This is a genomic window from Agrobacterium sp. CMT1 (assembly GCF_037203725.1).
Classification (GTDB): domain Bacteria; phylum Pseudomonadota; class Alphaproteobacteria; order Rhizobiales; family Rhizobiaceae; genus Agrobacterium; species Agrobacterium pusense.
Map to the genome: position 1 here is coordinate 58,072 of NZ_JBBCAR010000003.1, position 26,453 is coordinate 84,524.

22 protein-coding genes and 1 tRNA gene are annotated in these 26,453 nt (G+C 59.6%); 8 read left to right on the plus strand and 15 right to left on the minus strand.

Going from position 1 to position 26,453, the window contains the following annotated elements:
- Nucleotides 1–14 precede the first annotated feature (14 nt).
- Both WA845_RS05290 and WA845_RS05295 read right to left on the minus strand, forming a co-directional pair.
- Entirely contained in the window at nucleotides 15–1,589 is a 1,575-nt protein-coding gene (locus tag WA845_RS05290; RefSeq protein ID WP_112556965.1) for a Re/Si-specific NAD(P)(+) transhydrogenase subunit alpha, read from the minus strand.
- Nucleotides 1,590–1,781: 192 nt separating this feature from the next.
- Nucleotides 1,782–3,665: an MFS transporter gene (locus WA845_RS05295; protein ID WP_004443480.1), complete on the minus strand. Its 1,884-nt coding sequence runs from the start codon at nucleotides 3,663–3,665 to the stop codon at nucleotides 1,782–1,784.
- Nucleotides 3,666–4,176: 511 nt separating this feature from the next.
- Here WA845_RS05295 and WA845_RS05300 point away from each other — a divergent pair.
- Both WA845_RS05300 and WA845_RS05305 read left to right on the plus strand, forming a co-directional pair.
- Nucleotides 4,177–5,211, plus strand: a complete 1,035-nt coding sequence (locus WA845_RS05300) for an aspartate-semialdehyde dehydrogenase (protein WP_003522626.1) — start codon at nucleotides 4,177–4,179, stop codon at nucleotides 5,209–5,211.
- A 221-nt stretch (nucleotides 5,212–5,432) separates the two neighbouring features.
- The gene (locus tag WA845_RS05305; protein WP_004443477.1) at nucleotides 5,433–6,248 is read left to right on the plus strand and encodes a lytic murein transglycosylase; all 816 of its coding nucleotides are present in this window, start codon (nucleotides 5,433–5,435) and stop codon (nucleotides 6,246–6,248) included.
- Between the two features lie 177 nt (nucleotides 6,249–6,425).
- Here the strand turns inward: WA845_RS05305 and WA845_RS05310 are convergent, their stop codons facing one another.
- Together WA845_RS05310 and pdxY are read right to left on the minus strand one after the other, a co-directional pair.
- Nucleotides 6,426–7,067 (minus strand): carbonic anhydrase, encoded by a 642-nt coding sequence (locus tag WA845_RS05310; protein ID WP_004443476.1) that lies wholly within the window; start codon nucleotides 7,065–7,067, stop codon nucleotides 6,426–6,428.
- Nucleotides 7,068–7,241: 174 nt separating this feature from the next.
- Nucleotides 7,242–8,117 (minus strand): pyridoxal kinase PdxY, encoded by an 876-nt coding sequence (gene pdxY / locus WA845_RS05315; RefSeq protein WP_112556975.1) that lies wholly within the window; start codon nucleotides 8,115–8,117, stop codon nucleotides 7,242–7,244.
- A gap of 264 nt (nucleotides 8,118–8,381) precedes the next feature.
- Here pdxY and WA845_RS05320 point away from each other — a divergent pair, with 264 nt between their 5' ends.
- Both WA845_RS05320 and WA845_RS05325 read left to right on the plus strand, forming a co-directional pair.
- Nucleotides 8,382–9,842 (plus strand): phospholipase D-like domain-containing protein, encoded by a 1,461-nt coding sequence (locus WA845_RS05320; RefSeq protein WP_004443474.1) that lies wholly within the window; start codon nucleotides 8,382–8,384, stop codon nucleotides 9,840–9,842.
- A gap of 13 nt (nucleotides 9,843–9,855) precedes the next feature.
- Nucleotides 9,856–10,701: an endonuclease/exonuclease/phosphatase family protein gene (locus tag WA845_RS05325; protein WP_004443473.1), complete on the plus strand. Its 846-nt coding sequence runs from the start codon at nucleotides 9,856–9,858 to the stop codon at nucleotides 10,699–10,701.
- 52 nt (nucleotides 10,702–10,753) lie between these two features.
- Here the strand turns inward: WA845_RS05325 and WA845_RS05330 are convergent, their stop codons facing one another.
- The 4 genes from WA845_RS05330 to WA845_RS05345 all read right to left on the minus strand — a co-directional run bounded on the left by WA845_RS05330 (nucleotide 10,754) and on the right by WA845_RS05345 (nucleotide 16,688).
- Entirely contained in the window at nucleotides 10,754–10,957 is a 204-nt protein-coding gene (locus WA845_RS05330) for a hypothetical protein (RefSeq protein WP_004443472.1), read from the minus strand.
- Nucleotides 10,958–11,244: 287 nt separating this feature from the next.
- Entirely contained in the window at nucleotides 11,245–14,439 is a 3,195-nt protein-coding gene (locus WA845_RS05335; RefSeq protein ID WP_112556967.1) for a multidrug efflux RND transporter permease subunit, read from the minus strand.
- A 133-nt stretch (nucleotides 14,440–14,572) separates the two neighbouring features.
- Complete coding sequence (locus tag WA845_RS05340) at nucleotides 14,573–15,763, minus strand: efflux RND transporter periplasmic adaptor subunit (protein ID WP_004443470.1); 1,191 nt, start codon at nucleotides 15,761–15,763, stop codon at nucleotides 14,573–14,575.
- 115 nt (nucleotides 15,764–15,878) lie between these two features.
- Nucleotides 15,879–16,688 carry an alpha/beta hydrolase fold domain-containing protein gene (locus WA845_RS05345; protein WP_004443469.1) on the minus strand — a complete coding sequence of 270 codons (810 nt, stop codon included), beginning with the start codon at nucleotides 16,686–16,688 and terminating at the stop codon, nucleotides 15,879–15,881.
- 135 nt (nucleotides 16,689–16,823) lie between these two features.
- Here WA845_RS05345 and WA845_RS05350 point away from each other — a divergent pair, with 135 nt between their 5' ends.
- Entirely contained in the window at nucleotides 16,824–17,723 is a 900-nt protein-coding gene (locus WA845_RS05350; protein WP_035210462.1) for a LysR family transcriptional regulator, read from the plus strand.
- A gap of 4 nt (nucleotides 17,724–17,727) precedes the next feature.
- Here the strand turns inward: WA845_RS05350 and WA845_RS05355 are convergent, their stop codons facing one another.
- Nucleotides 17,728–18,630 (minus strand): LysR family transcriptional regulator, encoded by a 903-nt coding sequence (locus tag WA845_RS05355; protein ID WP_035210461.1) that lies wholly within the window; start codon nucleotides 18,628–18,630, stop codon nucleotides 17,728–17,730.
- Nucleotides 18,631–18,793: 163 nt separating this feature from the next.
- On the opposite strand from WA845_RS05355, the gene WA845_RS05360 reads away from it, so the two are divergent.
- Both WA845_RS05360 and WA845_RS05365 read left to right on the plus strand, forming a co-directional pair.
- Nucleotides 18,794–19,975, plus strand: a complete 1,182-nt coding sequence (locus WA845_RS05360) for an MFS transporter (protein WP_337322220.1) — start codon at nucleotides 18,794–18,796, stop codon at nucleotides 19,973–19,975.
- Between the two features lie 61 nt (nucleotides 19,976–20,036).
- Nucleotides 20,037–20,870, plus strand: a complete 834-nt coding sequence (locus WA845_RS05365; RefSeq protein ID WP_112556971.1) for an aldo/keto reductase — start codon at nucleotides 20,037–20,039, stop codon at nucleotides 20,868–20,870.
- Between the two features lie 116 nt (nucleotides 20,871–20,986).
- Here WA845_RS05365 and WA845_RS05370 read toward each other — a convergent pair.
- Nucleotides 20,987–21,061 (minus strand) — tRNA-Gly (locus WA845_RS05370).
- A gap of 368 nt (nucleotides 21,062–21,429) precedes the next feature.
- Here WA845_RS05370 and WA845_RS05375 point away from each other — a divergent pair.
- The gene (locus tag WA845_RS05375; RefSeq protein WP_004443464.1) at nucleotides 21,430–21,651 is read left to right on the plus strand and encodes a hypothetical protein; all 222 of its coding nucleotides are present in this window, start codon (nucleotides 21,430–21,432) and stop codon (nucleotides 21,649–21,651) included.
- 66 nt (nucleotides 21,652–21,717) lie between these two features.
- Here the strand turns inward: WA845_RS05375 and dps are convergent, their stop codons facing one another.
- The 5 genes from dps to WA845_RS05400 form a co-directional block, all read right to left on the minus strand.
- On the minus strand, nucleotides 21,718–22,206 hold the full coding sequence (dps, locus tag WA845_RS05380) for a DNA starvation/stationary phase protection protein Dps (RefSeq protein WP_004443462.1): 489 nt from the start codon (nucleotides 22,204–22,206) through the stop codon (nucleotides 21,718–21,720).
- A gap of 122 nt (nucleotides 22,207–22,328) precedes the next feature.
- On the minus strand, nucleotides 22,329–23,087 hold the full coding sequence (locus tag WA845_RS05385) for an iron ABC transporter ATP-binding protein (RefSeq protein ID WP_006700416.1): 759 nt from the start codon (nucleotides 23,085–23,087) through the stop codon (nucleotides 22,329–22,331).
- Nucleotides 23,084–24,052 (minus strand): iron chelate uptake ABC transporter family permease subunit, encoded by a 969-nt coding sequence (locus tag WA845_RS05390; RefSeq protein WP_112557324.1) that lies wholly within the window; start codon nucleotides 24,050–24,052, stop codon nucleotides 23,084–23,086. Before WA845_RS05390 ends, WA845_RS05385 begins: the two co-directional genes overlap by 4 nt.
- On the minus strand, nucleotides 24,045–25,010 hold the full coding sequence (locus tag WA845_RS05395) for an iron chelate uptake ABC transporter family permease subunit (RefSeq protein ID WP_112557322.1): 966 nt from the start codon (nucleotides 25,008–25,010) through the stop codon (nucleotides 24,045–24,047). Before WA845_RS05395 ends, WA845_RS05390 begins: the two co-directional genes overlap by 8 nt.
- A gap of 191 nt (nucleotides 25,011–25,201) precedes the next feature.
- Nucleotides 25,202–26,140, minus strand: a complete 939-nt coding sequence (locus WA845_RS05400) for a siderophore ABC transporter substrate-binding protein (protein ID WP_112557320.1) — start codon at nucleotides 26,138–26,140, stop codon at nucleotides 25,202–25,204.
- Nucleotides 26,141–26,453 lie beyond the last annotated feature (313 nt).

The following is a 26,453-nucleotide window of genomic DNA, read 5'->3' on the forward strand; positions in this document are numbered from 1 at the left end:
AAATCCCCGCACGCTCAGGACTTCTGGAACATGGCGAGCATGCGCCGTGTCACGAGGAAACCGCCGACAATGTTGATCGTCGCGATCAGGACGGAAAGCGAGGCAAGGATCACCACCAGCCAGTTGCCGGAACCGATCTGCAGCAGCGCGCCGATGATGACGATGCCGGAAATCGCGTTGGTCACGGCCATCAGCGGCGTGTGCAGCGAGTGACTGACATTCCAGATCACCTGGAAGCCGACGAAGCAGGCAAGCACGAAGACGATGAAGTGGCTCATGAAGCTTGCCGGCGCGTAGAGGCCAACGAGCAGCAATACGGCCGTGCCGGCGACCAGAAGCCCGACCTGGTTCTTGGTCTGTGCCTTGAACTCGGCCTTTTCCCTGGCGTGTTTCTCCTCCGGCGTCAGCTCTTTTGCTTTTTCCTTCGGTTTCTGCGCGGCAATGGCCTGAATTTTCGGTGGCGGCGGAGGATATGTGATTTCGCCCCCATAGGTGACCGTCGCGCCGCGGATGACGTCATCTTCCATGTTATGAACGACCTTGCCATCCTTGGCAGGCGTCAGATCGGTCATCATGTGACGGATATTGGTAGCGTAGAGGGTCGAGGCCTGCGTCGCCATGCGGCTTGGGAAATCGGTGTAGCCGATGACGATGACGCCGTTGTCGGACACGACGCGCTGGTCGGGAACCGTCAGATCGCAATTACCGCCGCGCTCGGCGGCGAGGTCGATGATGACCGAACCCGGCTTCATCATCGCCACCATGTCGGCAAGCCACAGCTTCGGCGCGTCGCGGCCCGGTATCAGCGCCGTGGTGATGACGATGTCGATCTGCGGTGCGAGTTCACGGAATTTCTCCAGCTGCTTCTCGCGGAACTCCGGCGAGGAGGGGGCGGCATAACCGCCGGTCGCTGCGCCATCCTGCTGCTGGTCGGCAAAATCGAGATAGACGAATTCCGCGCCCATGGATTCGATCTGCTCGGCCACTTCAGGGCGAACGTCGAAGGCATAGGTGATCGCGCCGAGCGATGTGGCCGTGCCGATGGCGGCAAGACCGGCAACGCCGGCACCGATGACCAGCACCTTGGCGGGCGGCACCTTGCCGGCGGCGGTGACCTGCCCGGTGAAGAACCGGCCGAAATTATTGCCGGCCTCGATCACCGCGCGATAACCGGCGATATTGGCCATGGAGGAGAGCGCGTCCATTTTCTGGGCGCGGGAGATACGCGGCACCATGTCCATGGCGATGACATTTGCGCCCTTTTCCTTCGCCTGCTCCAGAAGGTCCTTGTTCTGGGCGGGATAGAAAAACGAGATCAGCGTCTTGTCCGCAGACAGGCGATCAATCTCCGAGGTTTCAGGCGGACGAACCTTGGCGATGATGTCGGAGCCGGTGTAAAGCGCCTCAGCGCTGTCGACCACGGTCACGCCTGCGGCGCGATAGGCGTCGTCAGAAAAACCGGCCGCCTTGCCGGCGCCGGCTTCGATGACGCAATCATATCCCAGTTTCTGCAAAGCCTGCGCGCTATCCGGCGTCATGCCAACGCGGGCTTCGCCCTCATATAATTCTTTAGGTGTCCCGATTCTCAAAACTGCTCTCCCATTCCCGTCCTGATAAGCCGTCATAGCCCATTTCGAGTGTTTTTGTCTTGTTCTTGCTGTTTTTCTACCTGCGGCGGATTGACAGGCTGGAAAAGCCCATTTTCGGCGATGGCGGTACGGCGGCAACAAAAAACCCGGCGCCGAAGCGCCGGGTGATTGCTGCGTTTCATCGACTGCCACTCAATCCATGGCGTGGATATCACGATCCTTGGTTTCCGGCAGGAACAGCATGCCGATGACCAGCGTGATGCCTGCAAAGATGATCGGATACCAGAGGCCATAATAGATGTCCCCCTTGGCCGCGCTCATGGCGAAGGCGGTGGCGGGCAGAAGGCCGCCGAACCAGCCGTTGCCGATGTGGTATGGCAGCGACATGCCGGAGTAGCGGATGCGGGTCGGGAACAGTTCGACCAGCAAAGCTGCGATCGGGCCATAGACCATCGTCACGTAGATCACGAGGACGGTGAGAACCGCGATGATGACAACCCAGTTCACGGCAGCCGGATCGGCCACCATGGAGAAGGCGCCGCCGCCGGCCACGGTGTAAACGGCCATTTCGGCTGCACCACCGGTTTCGGCCGGGGTCAGCAGCTTGTCAGCCACCAGCTTGTCGGTCGCAACCATCTTCTTGTCGGCAGCGCGAACGGCGTCTGCATTGAGGTTCAGTTCCGGGTTTGCGGCAATGAAGGCGTCCAGTTTCGCGTCCGGCACCTGTGCCGCGCCACGCACCAGCGGGTAACCGCCATCGTGGAGCGCCGTGTTGACCTGCTTCTGGAACGCCTTGTCCTTGGCTGCCGCGTCCGCGCCGGCGGCGACGGCGTCGTAGCTGGTAATGGTGGCGTCGCCGATCTTCACGGTGGCCGGCTGGCCGGCTGCGCCCGCAACCACGTCATAAGGCACCGAGTTGCGTGTCAGGAACGAGGTGGCGATATCGCAGGACGTGGTGAACTTCGCCGTGCCCGTCGGGTTGAACTGGAACTTGCAGTCGCCCGGTGCGGCAGTCACGGTGGCGCGAACGCTCGCCTGTGCCTGTGCAAGCGCCGGGTTGCCTGCCCAGGTCAGTGCCTTGAACAGCGGGAAGTAGGTCAGCATGGCAAGGATGAGGCCGGCCATGATGATCGGCTTGCGGCCGATCTTGTCTGAAAGCCAGCCGAAGATAACGAAGAAGCTGGTGCCAAGAATGAGCGCTGCCGCCACCATGATGTTGGCCGACTGTCCGTCGACCTTCAGAATGCTCTGCAGGAAGAAAAGGGCGTAGAACTGGCCCGTGTACCAGACAACGGCCTGGCCGATGACGGCACCGACAAGCGCAATGAGCGCGATCTTGGCGTTCTTCCACTGGCCGAAGGCTTCGCTGAGCGGCGCCTTCGACGTCTTGCCCTCTTCCTTCATCTTCTTGAAGGCGGGGGATTCGTTCATCTTCAGACGGATCCAGACGGATACGCCAAGCAGCAGAACGGAAACGAGGAAGGGAATGCGCCAGCCCCAGGCGGCGAAAGCTTCCTTGCCGAGCGCGAACTGCACGCCGAGGATAACCACCAGTGACAGGAACAGGCCGAGCGTTGCCGTCGTCTGGATCCATGAGGTGTAATAGCCTCTGCGACCGTTGGGGGCATGTTCGGCAACATAGGTTGCGGCACCGCCATATTCACCGCCAAGCGCCAGACCCTGCAGCATGCGCAGGACGATCAGGATGATCGGAGCGGCGATGCCGATCTGCGATGCGCTGGGCAGCACGCCGACGAGGAAGGTGGACACACCCATGATGAGGATGGTGATGAGGAAGGTATATTTGCGGCCGACGATATCACCGAGGCGGCCAAAGACCAGCGCGCCGAAGGGGCGGACGAGGAAGCCAGCGGCAAAGGCCAGCAGAGCGAAGATGTTACGCGTCGTTTCCGGATACTGGCTGAAGAAGTTCGCGCCGATGTAAATCGCCAGCGAGCCATAGAGATAGAAATCGTACCATTCGAAGACTGTTCCGAGAGAAGAGGCGAAAATCACCTTCTTCTCTTCACCCGTCATCGGACGGGCGGCGCCGCTTACGGCTGCAACATTTGCCATTGTCTGTCCTCCACAGATGTCCCAATCGACGCATTGCGGAGCCCAACTCTCTCCTCTGGACTCACCTTGCGGCTGCAATGCGCGGATCATGAGAGTGACAGAAAATTAACCCCAATAAGAGCGATGCTTTCGGATTATGACTTTAGTCTAATGTTAAACGTCCCGAATATGTCGCTGCGGCGATTTGTGCTTTGGTCCGAGCGGCTGCATGACGCGCCTTTTTCCTTGACAGAACCGAGAAACCTTCTAATAGCTTCTCGCGAAGAAGGAGCATCACCTTGCGCATGCATGTTGCAGACATGTTCGTCATGGAAGGACCGGCACAATCCGCCGGCGATGATCCGCGCCTTTCTTATTCTATCCGAATTACGGCCAAAACGACGATTAAAACCGTCTGACGTCTCTGGCCACCGCTCTCTCCCCGGTTTGGCTGGGGATCGAGGAAGCCGCGATCTGATGATGCGGGTTCCCACCTCACCAAAAAGAGGAGAGACAGAAAGAGAGCTTGATCATGGGTTTCAAAGTTGCAATTGCAGGCGCCACCGGCAACGTCGGTCGCGAAATGCTCAATATCCTGGCCGAACGCGGTTTTCCCGCCGATGAAGTCGTGCCGCTCGCTTCCGCCCGTTCGCAGGGCACGGAAGTCTCCTATGGCGACCGCACGCTGAAGGTCTCGAACCTCGAGAACTACGATTTTTCCGACACGGATATCTGCCTGATGTCTGCAGGCGGCGATGTTTCCAAGAAGTGGTCGCCGAAGATCGGCCAGCAGGGCTGCGTCGTCATCGATAACTCATCCGCATGGCGCTACGATCAGGACGTTCCGCTGATCGTTCCGGAAGTCAACGCCGATGCGGTTGCAGGCTTCACCAAGAAGAACATCATCGCCAACCCCAATTGCTCCACGGCGCAGCTTGTTGTCGCGCTGAAGCCGCTGCATGACTTCGCCAAGATCAAGCGCGTCGTCGTCTCCACCTATCAGTCGGTGTCCGGTGCCGGCAAGGAAGGCATGGACGAGCTTTTCCAGCAGACCCGCGCCGTTTTCGTGGCCGACCCGGTCGAAGCCAAGAAGTTCACCAAGCGCATTGCCTTCAATGTTATCCCGCACATCGACGTCTTCATGGAAGACGGCTACACGAAGGAAGAATGGAAGGTTCTGGCCGAAACCAAGAAGATGCTTGATCCGAAGATCAAGGTGACCTGCACGGCCGTGCGCGTCCCTGTCTTCATCGGCCATTCGGAATCGGTCAATATCGAGTTCGAAAACGAGATCACCGCCGATCAGGCCCGTGACATCCTGCGCGAAGCACCGGGTTGCCTCGTGATCGACAAGCGCGAAAACGGCGGTTACATCACGCCGGTTGAATCCGCTGGCGAAGACGCGACCTACATCTCGCGTATCCGCGAAGATGCGACGGTCGAAAACGGTCTCAACCTGTGGGTTGTTTCTGACAACCTGCGCAAGGGTGCTGCCCTTAACGCCGTCCAGATCGCCGAACTGCTGATCAATCGTGGCTTCATCAAGCCGCGCAAGGCGGCCGCCTGATCCGAGATACGAATTTTTAAGGTTCGTTAAGTATAATCCGTCTGTTCTGTGTGGGGCAGGCGGGTTTTATAATTGGCGAGATCACGGCCAGTTTATTTGCAGGCCTTGCTGCCGAAAGGCAATTTAGGCCGCCAAAAGACAGTTTTGGCACCTGAATCATACAGTATTGACGGTTTGGTTCTCGGGAAAAACTCCCCAAAGGATATCGAAGGCAGATTTTGATGCGGGCAATGAAGGTAATTCTGGCTGGTGTGGCCATGGTCTCGGTTCTGGCAGCGACGCCGGTTATGGCCGCGCAATGCGGCAACACTTCGGCGGGCTTCGATGCCTGGGTCAGCGCCTTCAAGCAGGAAGCAGCGGGTCGCGGCGTCAGCGCCTCGGTGCTCGACCGGGCTTTCTCCGGCGTCTCCTACAACCAGGCGACGATCCGCGCCGATCGCGGTCAGCACAGCTTCAAGCTGTCCTTCGAGCAGTTCATGCAGAAGCGCGGCGGTCAGACGATCATTTCGCGCGGCAAGACCATGAAGAAGAACAACGCCGCACTGTTCGCCTCCATCGAGCGTGCCTATGGCGTGCCGGCTGGTCCGCTGCTCGCCATCTGGGGCATGGAAACAGGCTTTGGCGGTTTCATGGGCAACCAGCACACGCTTTCCGCCGTTTCAACGCTTGCTTTTGACTGCCGCCGTTCGGACTATTTCACCGAGCAGCTTTATGCGGCTCTGAAACTCGTCGGCAGCGGCTCGCTGAATGTCAACGCCAAGGGTGCCGCCCATGGTGAAATCGGCCAGACGCAGTTCCTGCCGCTGAACGTCGTGCGCTACGGCGTGGATTTCGACCGCGACGGTCGGATCGATCTCGTCGGTTCGCGCGCCGACGCGCTGGCGTCCACCGCGAACTTCCTCGTCGGCCATGGCTGGCAGCGCGGTGCAGGCTACCAGCAGGGGCAGGCGAATTACGCGGCAATTCAGGGCTGGAACGCGGCAAGTGTCTACCAGCAGGCGATTGCCTTCATCGGCAAGGCGATTGACGGCCAATAAGGCCGCTTTCCACGCGCGAATTCCCACTTCCGTCATGCCGGACTTGATCCGGCATCCAGTCACGGCGCGTCCGCGCCGTGAAAGAGTCTTTGGCGATCAAGGACTTGATCGCGCTGGACCCCGGATCTAGTCCGGGGTGACGAGCGTTGAGTTTGGCCGGTAGCTATTACCTGCCAATCACAGATCCGGGCGGCGGAAGTCGCCGGTCTTGCCGTCCATCACCCACAATTCGCCGGTCGAAATATCGAACCATGCGCCGTGCAGCTTCACCTTGCCGGCGGTTTCCTGTGCCTTGACGAAGGGGAAGCCGCGCAGATTGGCGATGGAGTTGCGGATGGAAACGCGTTCCAGCGCCGTCTGCCGCTCAGAGGCGGTCATGACGTCGTTGCTCTGGATTTGCGAGGCGGCCGACTTGACCATGTTCATCCATTTGCCAATGAAATCACCGGGCGACAGCGGCTCCAGATTGGGATCGAGCGCCGCCTGAATGCCGCCGCAGCGACCGTGGCCCATGACGACGATATCCTTCACCTTCAGCACCTGAACCGCATATTCGATGGCCGCCGAGGTGGCGTGATATTGCCCGTCCGGCTCGAAGGGCGGCACCATGTTGGCAACATTGCGGACGACAAAAAGCTCTCCCGGGCCGCAGTCGAAAATGGTTTCCGGCGCGGAGCGGGAGTCACAACAGGCAATGAACAGGGTCTGCGGTTTCTGTCCGGTATCGGCCAGAACGCGGTATCTTTCGCGCTCGTCGGCATAACGACCGCTCATGAAGTTCTTATAGCCGTTGAGAAGGTTTTCCGGAAAATCTTTCATCTATCGCAGTACCGTTGTGGTTGGACCGAGATCAAGGGAAGAACTCGGTGCGTTGAAGACCAATCCTTTGGAGCATTTTCGCTTTTCTTCGAGCCGTGAAACCGCTCCAACTCCTTGCTTGTCGCATTTCCGGACGAAGACCAAGGGCCACGTTTCACGGAAATGCTCTAGCCGCTATTTGCGCTTGCTGCGCGAAGGATGCAAGAGATGACGCATCTGCACCATGGCCATGGGTGTGGAGAGGCTTGAAGAATCCGTCTCCAGCGTCAGTTCGTTCATGTCGCGTTTTTTTGTGCGGGCCAGAATTTCGAACACGCTGGCGGTTGCGAGCTGCAGCGCCTTTTCGTCATCCAGACCTTCCAGCAGGCGGGCAAGAAACAGCGCCGACATCAGGTCGCCGAGGCCGTTAGGCGCATTTTCAATGGCGCGATGTTCGGCGAGCAGCGCGTGGCGGCCGCTGAGGTAAAGGTTGCCGGTGCCGCCCGTCATCATCGGCACCGCCGAGGTGACAAGCATTTTTGGCGGGCCGAGGGAAAGCGCTGCATCCATGATGGCGCTGTTGGTCTCAAGCGCGGCGCCGCTCATCCAGGCGAGTTCATATCGGTTGGGCGTGGCGACCGTGGCAAGCGGAATGAGGTGATCGCGGATGGCTTCGGCGGTCTCAAGGGGAATATAAAGCCCGCCCAGATCACCCATGACAGGATCGCAGGCGTAAATCAGCGCCGGGTTCTTTTCCTTGAGATTTCGGATCAGCCTTGCGACGGCACGCACCTGCGAGGCGCTGCCGAAATAACCGGTCAGAACCGCCTTGACCTCGCCGATCCAATTGGCGTTTTCGAGGTCGGTCATCGCCTTGTCGAAGTCTTCGTCCTGAAAGCGCATGCGGGTGGATGGTCCGTGGCCGGGATGCCAGGGCATGACGATGGTGGGCACTGCCCAAACCGGAAAACCGAGTGTCTCCAGCGCGAAGACTGCCGCGCGGTTGCCAACGGAGCCCCGCATGACATGGCTGGAAATGACGATGACGGCGCCTTGGGTATTGTCCTGCATCACGGCCTTCTTGCGTTCAAACGCGGCAGAAAGCCCACCAATGCTGCCCCCGCCCAAAGATCAAGATGCGCTCTCATGACATATCGCAAGACCAGTTTCCACCGTTAATCCCGCAAGGGTCTGTCCCGCAAAAGCATGGCGGTCGTTTTGCCGCCGTCAGGGAACGCCTCTCGTTGCGGGATCGCTGCACCGATTTCTCGTTAAGGCGGCGGCTTTCGGAAAACCGCGTTACACTTTTCCGCCTGATGCCCTATAGTTGTATTCATGCTCGCTCTCATCATCGCCTATTGGCCGCATATTCTTGCCGTTCTCTCCGTTTTGATGGGAACCGTGGCGGCCGTGCACGCCACCATGACGAAGGAAGAAGTTCGCTCGGCACTGGGCTGGGTCGGCGTCATCGTGCTGTCGCCCATCGTCGGTGCGGTCATCTATGCCATTGCCGGCATCAACCGCATCCGCCGGTCCAACATTACCCAGCAGCGGTCCTTCATGCAGGACGAGATCATGGACCGCGTGGCCCGTTTCGACGCTGGCGGTGAGCTGGTGGCCGAGCGGTTCGGCCGCCGTTTCGCGGCGATGAAGGTACTGGGTGACCGGGTGACCCGCCATGCACTGACGACTGGCAACAGCATCGAGCCCATCGCCACGGGTGACGCCGCCTATGCGGCGATGCTGGAAGCGATCGAGCAGGCGAAACGGTCGATCATCCTCGAAACATATATTTTCGATAATGACCGGATCGGCGCCCGCTTCGTTTCCGCCCTCCAGCGGGCAAAACAGCGCGGCGTGGAGGTGAGGGTGCTCATCGATGCCGTGGGCGCGCGTTATTCGGTTCCGAGCATCCTGCCGACGCTGCGGGAGAGGGGCATCGTCGCCAACGTCTTCAACGGCAACGTCATCATGGGGCTGCGGCTGCCCTACGCCAATCTGCGCACCCACCGCAAGATTCTCGTGGTGGACGGGCGTGTCGCCTTTAGTGGCGGCATGAACATACGCGAGGGCTTTACCGAGGAATTCGGCCAGGGAAGACAATCGCACGACACACATTTCAAGATCAGCGGACCGGTGGTAGCGGATTTTTTCTCCATTGCGGCGGAAGACTGGCGTTTCACGACAAAGGAACTTCTGGACACGCCGGTCTGGGATATCGCCATTCCCGAAGGCGTGCCGGGCTCGCAGATCGTTGCCCGCGTTTGCTCCTCCGGGCCGGACAAAAGCATCGAGACCAATCACAAGATGCTGACCGGCGCTTTTTCCATCGCAAGGTCGTCGATTCTCATCATGTCGCCCTATTTTCTCCCGGATCGGGAGCTTATTTCGGCGCTGATTACGGCGGCGCGACGCGGCGTCGTCGTTGATATCGTCGTGCCGAAAAGCAATAATCTGGTGCTTGTCGACAGGGCGATGACGGCGCAGTTCGATCAGATGTTGCGCAACTATTGCCGGATATGGAGGGCGACGGGAGCGTTCAATCATTCGAAGATGCTGGTGATCGACGGACGGTGGAGCTACATCGGTTCGTCCAATCTCGATCCCCGCTCTTTGCGTCTGAATTTCGAGATCGATCTGGAGGTTATGGACGAAGCGTTCGGACAGGCCATCACGCAGACGATCTCGACGGCGCGCGACGCCGCAATACCTGTGAGACTGAGCGAACTGAAAGCGCGTCCGTTCGTTGTTCGTTTTGTGGAACGGGTACTGTGGCTGGCCTCGCCCTATCTTTGAGCGGAGATGACGTGTGAAAAAAGACGGCGTGCTGGAAAACGAAAAAGCGGTACTGGCGCGGAATACCAGCCTGCCGGCCTTTGTGATGGACTCGCTGCGCAATCACCGTCAGCGGCAGAATGCCAAGCCTGCGGAAAAGGCGCATGATTTTCCCGTTATCGCCTCCTACAACGTGCATAAATGCGTGGGCCGGGACCGCAAGTTCGATCCTGATCGCACCAGTCGCGTGATTCAGGAAATCGGGGCGGATATCATTGCGCTGCAAGAGGCCGACAGCCGCTTCGGCGAACGCACCGGGCTGCTCGATCTCGCCCGGCTGGAAAGGGAAAGCGGCCTTGTCCCCGTGCCTGTGCAGGTCGGGGTGAAGGCGCATGGGTGGCATGGCAATGTCGTCCTGTTCAAGGAGGGCGCGGTCAAGGAGGTTCATACCCTGAAGCTGCCTGGGCTTGAGCCGCGTGGCGCGCTCGTTGTTGAACTGGATCTGAAGCGCGGCGGCACCCTGCGGGTCATTGCCGCTCACTTCGGGCTGCTGCGGCATTCCCGCGCCCAGCAGGCGAAGGCTCTGATCGGCCTTCTTGAAGCGAGGGATGAATGCCCGACCATTCTCATGGGAGACCTGAATGAATGGCGCCTCGGCAATGGTTCATCACTCAATACGTTTCGCGATGCTTTCGGCGCTCTGCCGCCAGCCGTACCCAGTTTTCCGTCCAACCTGCCGGTGCTGGCTCTGGACCGGATCATCGCCAATCGTGAAGGGCTGATCGAGCAGGTCGAAGCGCATGACAGCGCACTGGCGCGTATCGCTTCGGATCATCTGCCGCTGAAAGCCGCGGTGCGGACCGACCTGCTTCCGGCCTGATCTTGCAGCGGCGTGCCCAGGAAAGCTGCCGCAACAATCTCAGGAGGCCGGCTTAAACCCGTTGCGCCGCTGTCACGTGGCTGCGTGAGCGCGCTTCCAGCAAGGATGTGCGAATGGCTTCCATCAACCGCTCACGATTGTTTCTGGTCTTGCCTCTATCGAGATTTTGCGCGGAAAGCGCGAGATCAAGACCCTCATGCATCACTATCGAATAGGCAACAGTCGTCGCCCAGTTCTCGTAATCCTGCTCCATCATGTCGCCCCTGAACTAAATCATTTAGTCCGAATCACCCTGTTCTTGGAAAATAACACAAAATACAAAGCATAAAATATCATTGTTTCTTCCTCTGCGCGCAGTCACCAACATCTATATTGACTTTTGCCAATTGTGGTGCGGCCGGAACGCGGCCTGTATTACCGTTAAGCACTTGAAACTGATTCAATTTCAGAAGAGGCGCATACACATCTTTCCATATGAAACGCCGCGCATCTCGGGATGCGCGGCGGGCTTGCGTCGAAGGTTGCGGTGGATAGGTGTCGGTCTCAGCCGGCCTTTTCGAACTTGTAGTCCGAATTGGCCGGTTCTTCCTGCTTGTGCTGGATGAGCGGACGGTTGCCCGCCAGCTTGCGCACCAGCACATAGAAGACCGGAGTCATGAAGATGCCGAAGAACGTCACGCCGATCATGCCGGAGAAGACCGCGACACCCATGGCGGCGCGCATTTCCGCACCGGCACCTGTCGAGACGACCAGCGGCACCACGCCCATGATGAAGGCGAGCGAGGTCATCAGGATCGGGCGCAGGCGAAGCCGGCTTGCCTCGATGGCCGCCTGAAGCGGCGTTCGTCCCTCGAATTCCAGTTCCCGGGCGAATTCCACGATCAGGATCGCGTTTTTCGCTGAGAGACCGACAAGGACGACAAGGCCGATCTGCGTAAAGATGTTGTTATCCCCTCCCGTCAGCCAGACGCCCGTGAGGGCTGCGAGCACGCCGAGCGGGACGATCAGGATGATCGCGATCGGCAGGGTCAGGCTTTCATATTGCGCAGCGAGCACGAGATAGACGAGCAGCAGCGCCAGCGGGAAAACCACGATGCTGGAATTGCCGGCGAGAATCTGCTGATAGGTCAGATCCGTCCATTCGTAATCGACGCCCGCGGGCAGGGTTTCGGCAAGGATCTTTTCGATCGCGGCCTGTGCCTGACCCGAGGAGAAGCCCGGTGCCGGTCCGCCGTTGATATCGGCCGCAAGGAAGCCGTTATAACGGTTGGTGCGCTCCGGTCCGGTCGTCGCATTCACCTTCAGGAGCGTCGACAGCGGGATCATCTGACCCGTTGCCGAGCGAACCTTCAGGCGGCCAATATCTTCGGCGTGGGCGCGGAACTGTGAATCCGCCTGCACACGGACGCTGTATGTGCGACCGAAGGCGTTGAAGTCATTGACATAGAGCGAGCCGAGATAGATCTGCAGCGTCTGGAAGACGTCGCTGACGGAGACGCCCAGCTGTTCCGCCTTGGCGCGGTCGAGATCGGCGAAGAGCTGCGGCACGTTGATCTGGTAGCTGGAGAAAATGCCTGCCAGCTCCGGCGTCTGATATGCCTTGGCGATGACGGCCTTCGCCGCTTCGTCCAGCGTCTGGTAGCCGTAACCGGCGCGGTCTTCGATCTGCAGCTTGAAGCCGCCTGTCTGGCCGAGACCGTTGACCGGCGGCGGCGGGAACATGGCGATGAAGGCATCCTGAATGCCGGCATATTTCTGGTTCAGCTGCATGGCGATGGCGCCACCTGACAGTTCCGGTGTCTTGCGCTTTTCGAAGTCGTCGAGAACCGCAAAAACGATCCCGGAATTGGAGCCGATGGTGAAGCCGTTGATCGACAGGCCGGGGAAGGCGATGGCGTGGCTGACACCGGGCGTTTCCATGGCGATCTCGCTCATCCGCTTGATAACGCTTTCGGTACGGTCGAGCGTTGCGCCATCAGGAAGCTGCGCGAAACCGATGAGGTACTGCTTGTCCTGCGCCGGCACGAAGCCGCTCGGGACGGTGGTGAACATGCCGTAGGTGGCGGCCACCAGCGCCATATAGACCATCATGACAAGGCTCTTGCGCGTCACCAGCCCACCCACGGTCTTGCCGTAGCCGTTCGAGGCCGCGCCGAAGGCACGGTTGAAGCCGCGGAAGAACCAGCCGAGGATCTTGTCCATGAAGCGGGTGAGCCAGTCTTTCGGTGCGCCATGTTCCTTCAGCAGCAGGGCTGCAAGTGCGGGTGACAGCGTCAGCGAGTTGATGGCCGAAATGACGGTGGAGATGGCAATCGTCAGCGCGAACTGCCGGTAGAACTGGCCGGACAGGCCGGAGATGAAGGCGAGCGGCACGAAGACGGCGACCAGTACCAGCGCAATGGCGATGATCGGGCCGGAGACTTCGCGCATCGCCTTATAGGTGGCGTCACGCGGTGAGAGCCCGTTTTCGATATTTCGCTCGACGTTTTCGACGACCACGATCGCGTCATCCACCACGATGCCGATGGCGAGCACAAGGCCGAACAGCGTCAACGCGTTGATGGAGAAGCCGAAGGCGTACATGACGGCGAAGGTGCCGATGATCGAGACCGGAACGGCGATCAGCGGAATGATCGAGGCGCGCCACGTCTGCAGGAAGAGGATGACGACAAGCACCACGAGGCCAACGGCCTCGAGGAGTGTATCGACAACCTTCTCGATGGAGGAGCGCACGAATTTCGTCGTATCGTAGACGATCTCGTATTTCACGCCATCGGGCATCGCCAATTGCAGATTATCCATGGTGGCGCGGACATTGTCGGCGATTTCGATGGCGTTGGAGCCGGGCGCCTGGAGGACGGCGACGGCCACCGCCGGCTCACCATCGAGCAGAGAACGCAGCGTGTAATCGGCTGCTCCGAGTTCGATGCGCGCGACATCGCGCAGGCGGGTGATTTCGCCGTTTGCGCCGCTCTTGACGATGATGTTGCCGAATTCTTCCGGCGTCGTCAGACGGCCCTGGGCATTGACGTTGAGCTGCAGGTCGACACCGTTCGGGCTTGGTGAAGCGCCGATGACGCCGGCCGCGGCCTGCACGTTCTGCTGGCGGATGGCGTCGGAGACGTCGCTGGCGGCGAGATCATGCTCGGCCACCTTCTGCGGATCGAGCCAGACGCGCATGGAATAGTCACCCGCGCCGAAGACCTGCACCTGACCCACGCCTTCGATGCGGGCGAGACGGTCCTTGACGTTCAGCGTCGCATAATTGCGCAGATAGGTGATGTCATAGGCGTCGGTCTTGGAGACAAGGTTGACGACCATGATGAAGTCGGGCGAGCTCTTGACCGTGGTGATGCCGAGCGCGCGCACTTCCGCCGGCAGGCGCGGTTCGGCCTGCGAGACGCGGTTCTGCACAAGCTGCTGGGCCTTATCAGGATCAGTGCCGAGCTTGAAGGTGACGGTGAGCGTCAGCACGCCGTCCGACGTCGCCTGGCTGCCCATGTACAGCATGTCTTCGACACCGTTGATCTGTTCTTCGAGCGGTGTCGCGACGGTTTCAGCGATAACGGTCGGGTTCGCACCGGGATAGGTGGCGCGCACGACGACGGATGGCGGAACGACTTCGGGATATTCCGAAATCGGCAAGGCGCGCATGCCAAGAAGGCCTGCCACCACAATCAGGATCGACAAGACGCCGGCGAATACCGGCCGGTCGACGAAAAATCTGGAAATATTCATATCCAGTCCCTCTCCGGGTATATTTTGGAATGCGAAGGCCGCTCCGGCGGCAATTCTGCCGCCGGTGAAGGCCGGTTCTGTCTGAATGCGCGTCTCGCGAAAGCGCGGGACGCTTACTGATCAAAGAGGTGGATTACTGCGAGGCAGCAACCTTATCTTCCGCCTGAGGTGCGATGGTTGCGCCGGGACGGATGCGCTGCAGGCCATTGACGACGATCGTATCACCGGCAGCAAGGCCGCTTTCGATGATGCGCTGGCCATCGGCCGGCGCGCCCGGCTTGATCTGGCGGTAGCTCACCTTGTTTTCGGCATCGACCACGAAGACGAAGCGCTTGTCCTGATCCGTGCCAATGGCGCGATCGCTGATGACGATGCGGTTTTCCGGCTTCGGTTCGCCCATGCGCACCCGCACGAACTGGCCGGGGATCAACCTGCCATCGGGATTGTCGAAGACGGCGCGCACACCGATGGTGCCGCTTGCCGAATCCACCTGATTGTCGATCAGGTGCAGCGTACCCTTGATCGGCGTGCCTTCATCCGAAAGCGTGCCGATTTCCACCGGGATCTGTTCGAGAGCCGGCAGGGCGCCATCGGTCTTCGGCAGCTCGGCAAGAGCCTTGGCCACCACGCCTTCGCTGGCGTTGAAGCTCGCATAGATCGGGTTGACCGACACGAGGGTCGTCAGTGCCGGCGAGGTGGAACCGGCGGCGACGAGGTTGCCGGCGGTGATTTCGATGCGGCCGACGCGGCCTGAAACAGGTGCGCGGATTTCGGTGTAACCGAGATCGAGTTGCGCCGTGGTGAGTGCTGCGCGGGCGGCGCGAAGCTGGGCTTCGGCATCCGCAAACGAGCTCTGGCGCTGGTCGAGATCGCTCTGCGAGATGGTGCGGTTGTCGGAAAGCCGGCGGCCACGGTCGAGTTCCGTTTTCGCAAGGCTGACCTTGGCTTCGGCGGACGCAACCTGTCCTTCAGCGCCGGCAACGGCGGCCTGATAGGGGGCCGGATCGATGGTGAAGAGGGGATCGCCTTCCTTCACCAGCGCGCCTTCGCGAAAATGCACAGCCTTGATCTGGCCGGCGACGCGGGAGCGGATCTGCACCCGGTCAACGGCTTCCAGACGGCCGGAAAATTCCTCCCAGCGCATCACGTCGCGGCTTTCAACCTTGGCAACGGTGACAGGGATCGCTGGTGTTTCAGCAGGCGTGGAAGCGGCCGTTGCATCGCGACTGGTGGGGAGGTCGAAAAACAGTGCTGCTGCTGCAACGGACATGGCAAGCCCGATACCGGCGCCCGTCAGGGCCCGGCGCTTTGTGTTCAGCGTCATGGGTATCTCCTTCGCCCCCGATCGGGAGCAGGTCGTTCATCTATTTTACTTCGTCGCATGATCCGGACGTAAAACCGCTACGCACTTTTACTGGACATGCTCAAAATGCGAAATTTCAGTGGTTTAACTGGTCAACGAAAGTCTTGAACTCCGAACAGACGGATGAGACCCATCCGCCGCCCTCTCCTTGATAAAGCCCCGTCCAGCCGACGCCGGCGGGGAAAACATGCTGCCTAACGCTAACGCCTGAGGCGATGAGGCGGTCTCCGTAATTGACCGTTTCGTCGCGCAGAGGGTCGTCCTCGGCGGTAAAGATCAGCGCCGGCGCCACCCGGTTCAGCCGCGTGCACTGGCAGGGTGCGGCATAGGGGTGAAAAAACCCGCACGCCTTGGCAAGGTAATGGCTCCAGCCATCCGCCCAGCGCTGGCGCATGCCGATCCTGTCCGCGTCGCGGAAGGATTCCGTCGTCATCATCGGATCGATCATGGGCGACAGAAGTATCTGACCGGCAAGTTTGCCCGGCATGCGGTCACGGGCCTTCAAGGCAAGCCCCGCCGCCACATTGCCGCCTGCCTCTTCGCCGGCCACGAACAGCAGCGATTTCGCGCCGCCATAATGCTTGCGATCCCGGCTCAGGCGATCGAGCGCTTCGTAAGCGCAGTCGATAACCATCGGAAACTCGTTGCCGGACGGCCTGCTGTAATCGGCCTCCACGACCACCGCGCCGCTTTCTGCAAGCGCGCGCGCGACCGGAAGTTCCGGGCAATTGCCGCCCGGCTCCAGGCCGGGTTCCAGAAACGAACCGCCGCGCAGATAAAGTACGACGGGCGGTTGGCTGCACAGGCTCGAACCTTCATATCGGCGCACGGAAAGCTGGGACGCGAAGCCCCCACAGCTTTTGATATTCTCCCAGTGCGCGTTCATCTGATCCGGTCCCGTTGCACCACCTTGAGCAGTGCATCACATTTGCAAAATCTGAAATTCATATTATTGTTCGGAGAAAAACGATCAAGTATGCCAAAATGAAAACACTATTCCAAAAAGACGGATAATCTCATCATGGATCAGCTCTCCGCCATGCGGGTTTTTACGCGTGTCGTGGAAACCGGCAATTTCAGCCGCGCCGCGACAGCGCTGAACATGCCGAAAACCACGGTCACCAATATGGTCCAGGCGCTCGAGGCGCATTTGCAGACCACGCTTCTCAACCGCACGACGCGGCGAGTGATGCTGACAACGGACGGCGCTCTCTATTATGAGCGTGCATCGCAGATTTTATCGGAAATAGAAGAACTTGACGGCAGCATGTCCAGCGCGCAGGTGCAGCCATCCGGCCGGTTGCGCGTGGAAATGGCCGGTGTCTTTGCGGACCTTGTGGTTATCCCACATCTTTGCGAATTTTACCAGCGCTATCCGCAAATCCGTCTCGATCTCGGTGTCGGCGACCGTCTGGTCGATTATATCGCGGAAAATGTCGACTGTGCACTGCGTGTCGGTGTGTTGCGCGATCAGTCGCTGATTGCCCGAAAAGTAGGCGAACTCCGGTTCGAAACATTTGCGTCGCCGTCCTATATCGAAAATTTTGGCATGCCCCGAGAACCGGAGGACCTGGAGAAGGATCATCTGTCGGTGGGTTACCTCAATGCCACCACCGGGCAGATCATGCCGGCCTCCTTCGACAATGGCATACGCAGCGTCGAGTTGACGCCCAACTACGTCGTTTCCGTCAATGACAGCCGCACCTACTTGAATGCGGCGCTCGCCGGCATGGGCATCGTGCAGCTGCCGATCTTCATGGTGCGCGACGCCCTTTCGCGCGGAGAGCTGGTGCCGGTGCTTTCCGAATGGCGACGGGAGGCGATGCCGATCTATGTTGTCTATCCGCAGACCCGACATGTGACGAACAAGGTCCGCGTTTTTGTCGACTGGCTGGCAAAGCTGGTCCATGGGCTGATGTAAACGATCAGTCCCGCCCGACCCTTGCGGCAACAAAGTCGATGAAGGCGCGCACCCGGGCGGCGAGATGCTCGTGGCCGGCGTAGACGGCGTGGATCACCTCCATGTCCTCGGCATTATAATCTTCCAGCACTGGCACGAGCAGTCCTGCCGCGATATCGGGCTTAACGTGAAATTCACCCATGCGCCCCATCCCCAAGCCCGCGAGGCAAAGCCTGCGCATCGCCATGCCGCTGTTGACGGAGGCATTGCCCGTGACTGGCAGGCGATAGACATCGGCAGAACCGGGGTCGCGGAACGGCCATTCATTGAGACTGCGACTGAAATTGAAGCTCAGGCAATTGTGCCGCGCCAGATCCTGCGGCGTTTCCGGCATGCCGTATTGTTCGATATAGGTGGGGGAGGCGACGATAACGCGGCGTACTTCCTTCAGCTTTCTTGCCTTCAGCGATGAATCGCCCATGGCGCCGGAGCGTATGGCAATGTCCGTGCGTTCCTCGATCAGGCTGATGACACCGTCAGTCAGCGAAATATCCAGCTCGATTTCCGGATAAAGCGACAGGAATTCCGGTGCAAGCGGCAAGAGATAACGTTCGCCGAAGCCCAGCGTCGCGTTGACCCGTAGCAGCCCGCGCGGCACCACCTTGCCGCCGCTCGCCACGATCTGCTCGGTCTCGGCTATGTCGGCGAGAATGCGTCGGGCCCGCGCCAGATAGACCTCGCCCTCCGGCGTAAGCGTTACGAGCCGGGTAGAGCGGGCCACCAACCTGGTGCCGAGACGGTCTTCGATACGTGTGACAAGTTTGCTGACGGCCGAGGGCGAAAGCTTCAGCCTGCGCCCGGCGGCTGAAAAGCTGCCGAGTTCCGCCGCCGCCACGAAGACTTCCATCTCTCCGGCCCTGTTATCCATCGCGCATCACCTATGAAATCAATTCAAAGGTATTTATCCGGCTTTGCCGATTATCATGCAAGTCTCCTTTGCCCATATTGCGCTCATACAATTTGATCCAACAGGGCAGCCCCACGCTGTCCAGAAGGCCCGCGATCCAGCTGCGGGCGAAGAGGTATTCGTCATGCCATTGGCCATATTTGCCTTGACGATCGCGGCCTATGCGATCGGAACAACGGAGTTCGTCATTGTCGGTCTGCTGCCGACCGTCGCAAACGATCTCCATATCACCCTGCCGCTCGCCGGTCTCATCGTCAGTGTCTATGCACTGGGTGTGACCTTTGGTGCGCCGATCCTGACCGCATTGACCGGCAAGATAGAGAGGAAGCCGCTGCTGCTCGGCCTGATGGCCCTGTTCATCGTCGGTAACAGTCTCGCAGCACTTTCACCCAATTATGAGATGCTGCTGGTCGCCCGCGTCATTGCCGCCTTCGCCCATGGCGTCTTTTTCTCGGTCGGCTCCACCATCGCGGCCGATCTCGTGCCGGAAAACCGTCGCGCCTCGGCCATTGCCATGATGTTCATGGGCCTTACGGTCGCCATCGTCACCGGTGTTCCGCTCGGCACCTATATCGGCCAGGTCTTCGGCTGGCGCGCCACCTTCTGGGCCGTTGCTGCCCTTGGTGTCATTGCCTTCCTCGGCATTGCAGCGCTTCTCCCGAACACACTCAAGAAGGCGCCGCCGGCAAGCTTGCTCGATCAGGTCCGTGTTCTCGGCTCCGGCCGCCTGCTCATCGTCTTCGCCATGACCGCGCTTGGTTACGGCGGCACCTTCGTCGCCTTCACCTTCCTTGCGCCAATCCTGCAGGATGTGACCGGATTTTCGGAAAAGAGCGTCAGCCTTATCCTCGTGCTTTACGGTATCGCCATCGCGGCCGGCAACATCGGTGGCGGCCGGATCGCCAACCATAATCCGGCCAGGGCGCTGATTGGCCTCTTCCTGGCGCAGGCCATCGTGCTGCTCGTCTTTTCCTTCACCGCGGTTTCGCCGGTGCTGACGCTCATCACGCTTGCCGCGCTTGGTTTCCTCTCCTTCGCCAATGTTCCCGGCCTGCAGCTTTATGTGGTGCAGCTTGCCAAGGAGCATCGTTCCGGCGCCGTCGATGTCGCGTCGGCGCTCAACATCGCCGCCTTCAATCTCGGCATCGCCATCGGCGCGTGGCTCGGCGGTCTGGTGGTGGAATCACCGTTCGGCCTGGGTGCCACACCCTGGGTTGGCGCCATCCTCGTCGCGGTTGCCCTGCTTCTGACCATCTGGAGCAGCGCGCTCGACCGCCGCGCCGCGCTGACACTGAAAACTGCCTGAGTTTTTCATGAAATACCCGACCGCTCCCAAGTCGGCCGGGCCACCTCAAAGGAGAAAATATATGTTTGATGTCACTGCAAACGGCGCGTCAATCCCGGCGCTTGGTTTCGGCACGTTTCGCATTCCCGGCCCCGATGTGCTGCGTATCGTTCCCCATGCGCTGAAGGCAGGGTTCCGCCATATCGATACCGCCCAGATCTATGGCAATGAAGCTGAGGTCGGTGAAGCCATTGCTGCTTCGGGCGTTGCGCGCGGCGAAGTGTTTCTCACCACCAAGGTCTGGGTCGAGAACTACAGGCACGATGCCTTCCTCGCCTCTGTCGATGATAGCCTGAAAAAGCTGAAGACCGACCATGTGGACCTGCTGCTGCTGCACTGGCCGAACGAGGCGGTTTCGCTTGCCGAGCAGATCGGCGCGCTGAACGCGGTGAGGCAGGCCGGCAAGGTGCGCCATATCGGCGTTTCCAACTTCAGCACGGCGCTGATGGCCGAAGCGGTGAAGCTGTCCAATGCCCCGATCGTGACCAACCAGATCGAATACCACCCCTACATCGATCAGGATGTGGTTATCGCCGCCGCCAAAGCTGCGGGCATGTTGGTGACGGGTTATTACGGCATGGCCGATGGTAAAGTGTTTGACGATCCGGTGCTGAAGGAGATTGCCGCGGGCCGTGGCAAGTCGGTAGCACAGGTGGTTCTGCGCTGGCTCGTGCAGCAGCAGGGCGTCGTCGCCCTGTCGAAAACGGTGAGTGAGGCCCGGGTCGAGGAAAATCTCGCCATCTTCGACTTCGAGCTTTCGGCAGATGAAATGGCGGCAATCCGTGCGCTTGCCAGACCGGATGGCCGCATCGTTTCGCCGGAAGGGCTTGCGCCCGTCTGGGACGAGGCCGCCTGACGATGAGGGCCGGGGAGAGAACTCTCTTCCCGGTTTCTTTGCGCGAGAAATTTTCGCGTATGGCGATGCGCCTCGCATCGGGCATGCCAGAGATTTATCGGCCTGTTCTGGAAATTTGGAGCGGGCGAAGGGATTTGAACCCTCGACCCCAACCTTGGCAAGGTTGTGCTCTACCCCTGAGCTACACCCGCTCAAATCCACCGGTCCGGGGTAGTATGCTGAACCGTGGGCCGCCGAAGCGGCGACGGGTGCTATATCGCTCAATCGTTTTTGGAATGCAACAGTTTCTTTTGCGGTTTCGGTGGAAATCCGCCTGCCTGCGAGTTTATCTGCCCTTCCGGGAAGCGGCGGGCTCGGACGCCATGGATATTTGAGCGAAGATATTGTTTCATCTGGTTTTTATTGCCGTCTCACAATGGAGCGCCCAGATGCGGTGCCAGGAAATAATCTATTTACATTTGGTTAAAATCTGATTCGACAAGTGATTCGTTCGGGTGTACAAATTTCCTGTCCACGAAAAAAAGAAACGATACTTGGCATATCATCAGGAGGATGAGCCTTGTCGTATGCAGCTTTTGAACGGGTTGGCGCACAATTGTCGCCGGAGCAGATCACCGATCTGCAGAATATTTTCGATGGCGTATGTTTCGAGTGCCTTCAAGATCGCAGCAGCCACGTTGCCAACGAGTGCGCGGCGGTTCTTATCCGCAGCGCCCAGCGCGGCATTCTCGACCATGAGATGTTGCGGGACATCGGGCTTGCCGTTTTGCGGCGGCACTGATGCCTGAGAAGAAAAAAAGCGCCCGGATATCCGGGCGCTTTGTTTTTGAAGTGGGCGGATTTCCGCTCAGCTCTTTTCCTGCACATGCGCTTCGAGGAACCAGAGCGCCTTGTCGAGATCGCGCGAGGCGGCGGTGAAGATGTCGGCCGTCGTGGGGTCGCCCGCTTCATCGGAATCGTCGATGGCTTTGCGGATCATGTTGGCCACATCGCCATAACGTTCGATCAGGGCGTCCAGATGGTCATGGATCTTGTAGATGTCGGTCGGATAGGCCTTGAGCTTGGTTGTCGAGGAGACCGATTGCAGGCTGCCGAGCGCCGTGCCGCCAAGCTGGACCACACGTTCGGCAATCGTGTCGCCATGATTGTCGAGCTGGGTGCGGAACGTATCGAGAAGTTCATGCACGGCGATGAATTGCGGGCCTTTCAGGTTCCAGTGCGCCTGTTTGGTGATGAGCGCAAGGTCGATCACCGAAGCCAGCGATTCGTTTAGAATGCCGATAACGGTCGACTTGGCGTTTGAAGGCAGGTCGTTCTTCGTCTTGTGCGTCTTCATCGATGTCTCCTGAAGTTGCGGACGGAATGCCGCTTTGGAAAAGTCCGTCGATTAACGTCCGGGCCTGTGGCCCTGTTCCATGTTAGGCGACGGGACAGCAAAAATCCTGCACAATCATCATGTCATTCGTAAAACAGGCAGATGCGCCGGCCGTCTATCTCACTGACGCTGATCGGCATGTCATAAATTTCCTTGAGAATATCGGGACGGATGATCTCTTCCGCAGGACCCTGATGACAGATGCGGCCCTCGCGCATGGCGATGATGGTGTCGGAATACCAGGAGGCGAAGTTGATGTCGTGCAGAACCAGAACCACGGTCTTCTTCAGCTCGTCAGCCGCCTTGCGCATGATTTTCATCATGCTGGAGGCGTGTTTCATGTCCAGGTTGTTGAGCGGCTCGTCAAGCAGCACATAATCCGTATCCTGGCAAAGCACCATGGCCACGAAGGCGCGCTGGCGCTGACCGCCGGACAGTTCGTCCAGAAACCGGTCGGCCAGATTTTCAAGGTGCAGATATTCAAGCGCCCGGTCGATATGGGCCTTGTCCTCGATGGTGGGGCGGCCCTTGGAGTAGGGGTAGCGGCCGAAGCCGACAAGGTCGCGCACGGTCAGGCGCGAGGAGATGTGATTGTCCTGCCGCAGGATGGAGAGCCGCTTCGCCAGCGTATCGGAGGGGGTTTTCGTGACATCCAGCCCGTCGACCGTGACGGTTCCCGTATCCATGGACATCAGCCTTGCGACGATGGACAGGAGCGTGGATTTACCCGCGCCGTTCGGCCCGATGATGGAGGTGACGCCGCCTGCCGGGATGGAAACCGAGACGCCGTCGATGACGACGCTGTCACCATAGGATTTGCTGATCTGACTGGCGATGATCATCGCGCACCTCGTTTCAGAATGAGACCGATAAAGACGATGCCGCCCAGAAATTCGATGATGATGGAGAGCGCCGTATCGAAGGCGAAAACCCGCTCCAGCACCACCTGACCGCCGACGAGACAGATCACGGCGATGAGGATCGCCGCCGGCAGCACATAGGCGTGTTTGCCGTTGCCGGTGAGATAATGGGCGAGGGCCGCGACCAGCAGGCCGAAGAACATGACCGGGCCGACGAGTGCAGTGGAGACGGCGACAAGTACGGAGACCAGCACGAGGATGACGGTCACGGTGTGCTTGTATTCGACCCCGAGGCTGATGGCCGTCGCGCGGCCGAGCGAGAGCACGTCGAGCGTGTGCATCAGGCGCAGCCCGATAATGGTCACCACGCCGATGATGATGGCGGAAACAGTGAGCAGCGTCGGATCGATGGAATTGAAACTGGCGAAAAGCACATCCTGCAGCACCGTGTATTCGTTCGGATCGAGGACCCGCTGCATGAAGCCCGAGAGGCTGCGGAAAAACACGCCGAAGACGATACCGACCAGGACGAGAAGATGCAGGCTGCGTTCCGCTCCGACAAAAAGCCAGCGATAGAGCAGGGCGGAAAAGGCGACGAGCAGCCCGGTTTCCACCAGAAATTTCAGTTGAGGATCGATCATCACGACTGTTGCCGAACCGAAGACGAAAATCAGCCCGGTCTGCATCAGCACGTAGAGTGAATCGAAACCCATGACGGAAGGGGTGAGGATACGGTTGTTGGTGACCGTCTGGAACAGTACGGTGGAAACGGCGATGGCGTAGGCCACCAGCAAAAGCGACAGGAGCTTGATGCCGCGAAACGGCAGCACGAAACTCCAGCTTCCCCTGGCGCCGAGCGTCATGAAGGCGATCATGGAAATGAGCGCCAGTGCGGCAAGCACAAGCAGAACGATTTTTGCGCGCCTGTCAGGATTTCTCTCACGCATGGTTGCGTTTCCGCAGCAGGAGATAGAGGAACAGCGCGCTGCCGATGACGCCGACCACGGTTCCAATGGGTATTTCGTAAGGCGCGCGCACCGTCCGGCCGATGATGTCGCAGGAGAGCACAAAGACCGCGCCGAGCGTCGCCACCCATGGCACCGAGCGGCGCATATTGTCGCCGATCATCAGGCTCACGACATTCGGCACGATGAGGCCCAGGAAGGGGATCATGCCCACCGTCACCACCACGACAGCGCTGACCAGCGAAACGATGGTGAGGCCGAGCGCCATTACCCGGCGATAGTTGAGGCCGAGATTGGTGGTGAAGTCCCGGCCCATGCCCGCCACGGTGAAGCGGTCGGCGGCGAGATAGGCGGCGATGGCGAAGAGAAAACCGATCCACAGCAACTCATAACGGCCGCGCAGTACGCCGGAAAAATCCCCCGTCATCCATGCCCCGAGCGATTGCAGCAGATCGAAGCGATAGGCGAAGAAGGTGGTGACGGCGGAAATGACGCCGTCAAGCATGATGCCGATCAGCGGCACCAGCAGCACGTCGCGCAGCGGCACCTGCCGCAGGATGCGCAGGAACAGCGCGGTGCCGGCGAGGGCAAAAGCTGCTGCCACCAGCATCTTGCCGAAGATCGGTGTATCCGGTGCCAAAAGGGTGACGGCGAGCAGGCCGAGGCCGGCGGATTCCGTCGTGCCTGCCGTGGAAGGTTCCACGAAGCGGTTTCGCACCAGCATCTGCATGATGAGGCCGGCAATCGCCATCGAGCTTCCCGCAAGGATCAGCGCTAGCGTGCGCGGAATACGGCTGACGAGCAGCACACGCAGCGCGTCTGCACTCGTGTCGGGTGCGAAAAGCGTTGCGAGCGAAACGTTGCTCACGCCGACGAACAGGCTGGTGATGGCGAGCACCAGGGCTAGCAACAGGACAAGAATGAGAGACAGGGATTTCACGTTGGCGGTTTTTCGTAAATGGTAAAAGCTCCCCGTAACCTGGCAGGCTGCCGAAACAGGTGTCCGACCTCTCCTTGGTCATCTTCGGGTGACCCGAGGGTCCACAACCTGACGCGCGATGGATCCTCGGGTCAAGCCCGAGGATGACGTCGAGTATGGAGCAGCCTTCAGAAGCGCATGCCTAGAGGCTTTTACGATTTCTTGTCGGAGACAGCCTCGTAGACCTGATCGAGCAGGGTGGTGAGCGCCGTATAACCGCTGCTGACGATATAGGCCGCCTGCGGGTCGAGGTAAACGATCTGCTTTTTCTTCCAGGCGTTGGTCTGGTGGACCAGTTCGTTATCCAGCACCTGCGCGGCCGCCTTGCCGGGATCGGTGGCGCGGCCGATGCCGGCATCGCGGTCGATCACGAACAGCCATTCGGGGTTGACCTCGGCCAGATATTCGAAGGAGACGACGTCGCCGCGGTCGAAGCGGTCGTCGATGTCGGCTGCGACCGGCTTGAAGCCGATTTCGGTGTGCAGCCAGCCGGTGCGCGAGCCTGGGCCATAAACGCCGACCTTGCCGGCATTGGTGACGAGGATCATCGCCGTTCCGGAATTGGGGGCGATCTCTTTCAGCTTCGCCACCTTTTCATCGATGGCGGCATCGAGCTTCTTGGCTTCTTCCTGCTTGCCGAAGATATCGCCAAGCTTGGCGATGTTGGCTTTCACGCTGCCGATGAATTCCTTGGAATCCACCGACATGTCGATGGCCGGTGTGATCTTGGCAACATCCGGATATTTTGCCCGCGAACGGCCGCCAACGATGACGAGATCGGCCTCTGCTGCATTGATCGCCTCGTAATCGGGCTCAAACAGCGTGCCGACCTTCAGATATTTACCGTCGGCATATTTCTGCAGATAGGTCGGCAGGTTGGAGCCGACGACGCCCGTCGGTTCGACGCCAAGTGCATCGAGATTGTCGAGCGAGGGAACATCAAGAACCAGAACTTTTTTCGGCGCGGCTTTCAGCACGGTCTCGCCCTGGGCGTGCTTGATCGTCATTTCCTCGGCGCTTGCGGTCATCGCGCCAAGGCTGAAGGCCGCTGCCGCCAGCAGCCGAACGGGGAAGGTGAAGTTGATGGCCACGAATATGTCCCTTGCGAATGGTTCCGGACCGGCGGAAAGCTTTCCGTCGGGTTAACTTGATGTCCGTTATCAGCTTTATTGGCAAGGCGGGCGGAAATCAAAATTATGTTTTAGAATGGTTCTGAATTGCCGTGAGCGGGAAATGTGGGGGGCAGATGAAACATCTGCTCGAACCTCTTCCCCGTCATGCTCGGGCTTGACCCGAGTATCCCACTGCGGTGGTGGTGATGGATTCTCGGATCAAGTCCGAGGTGACGTTGAGGGGAAGGAAAGGCCGGCGTCACTTTGGTCGGTGCCTTTTACCCGTCTGTTT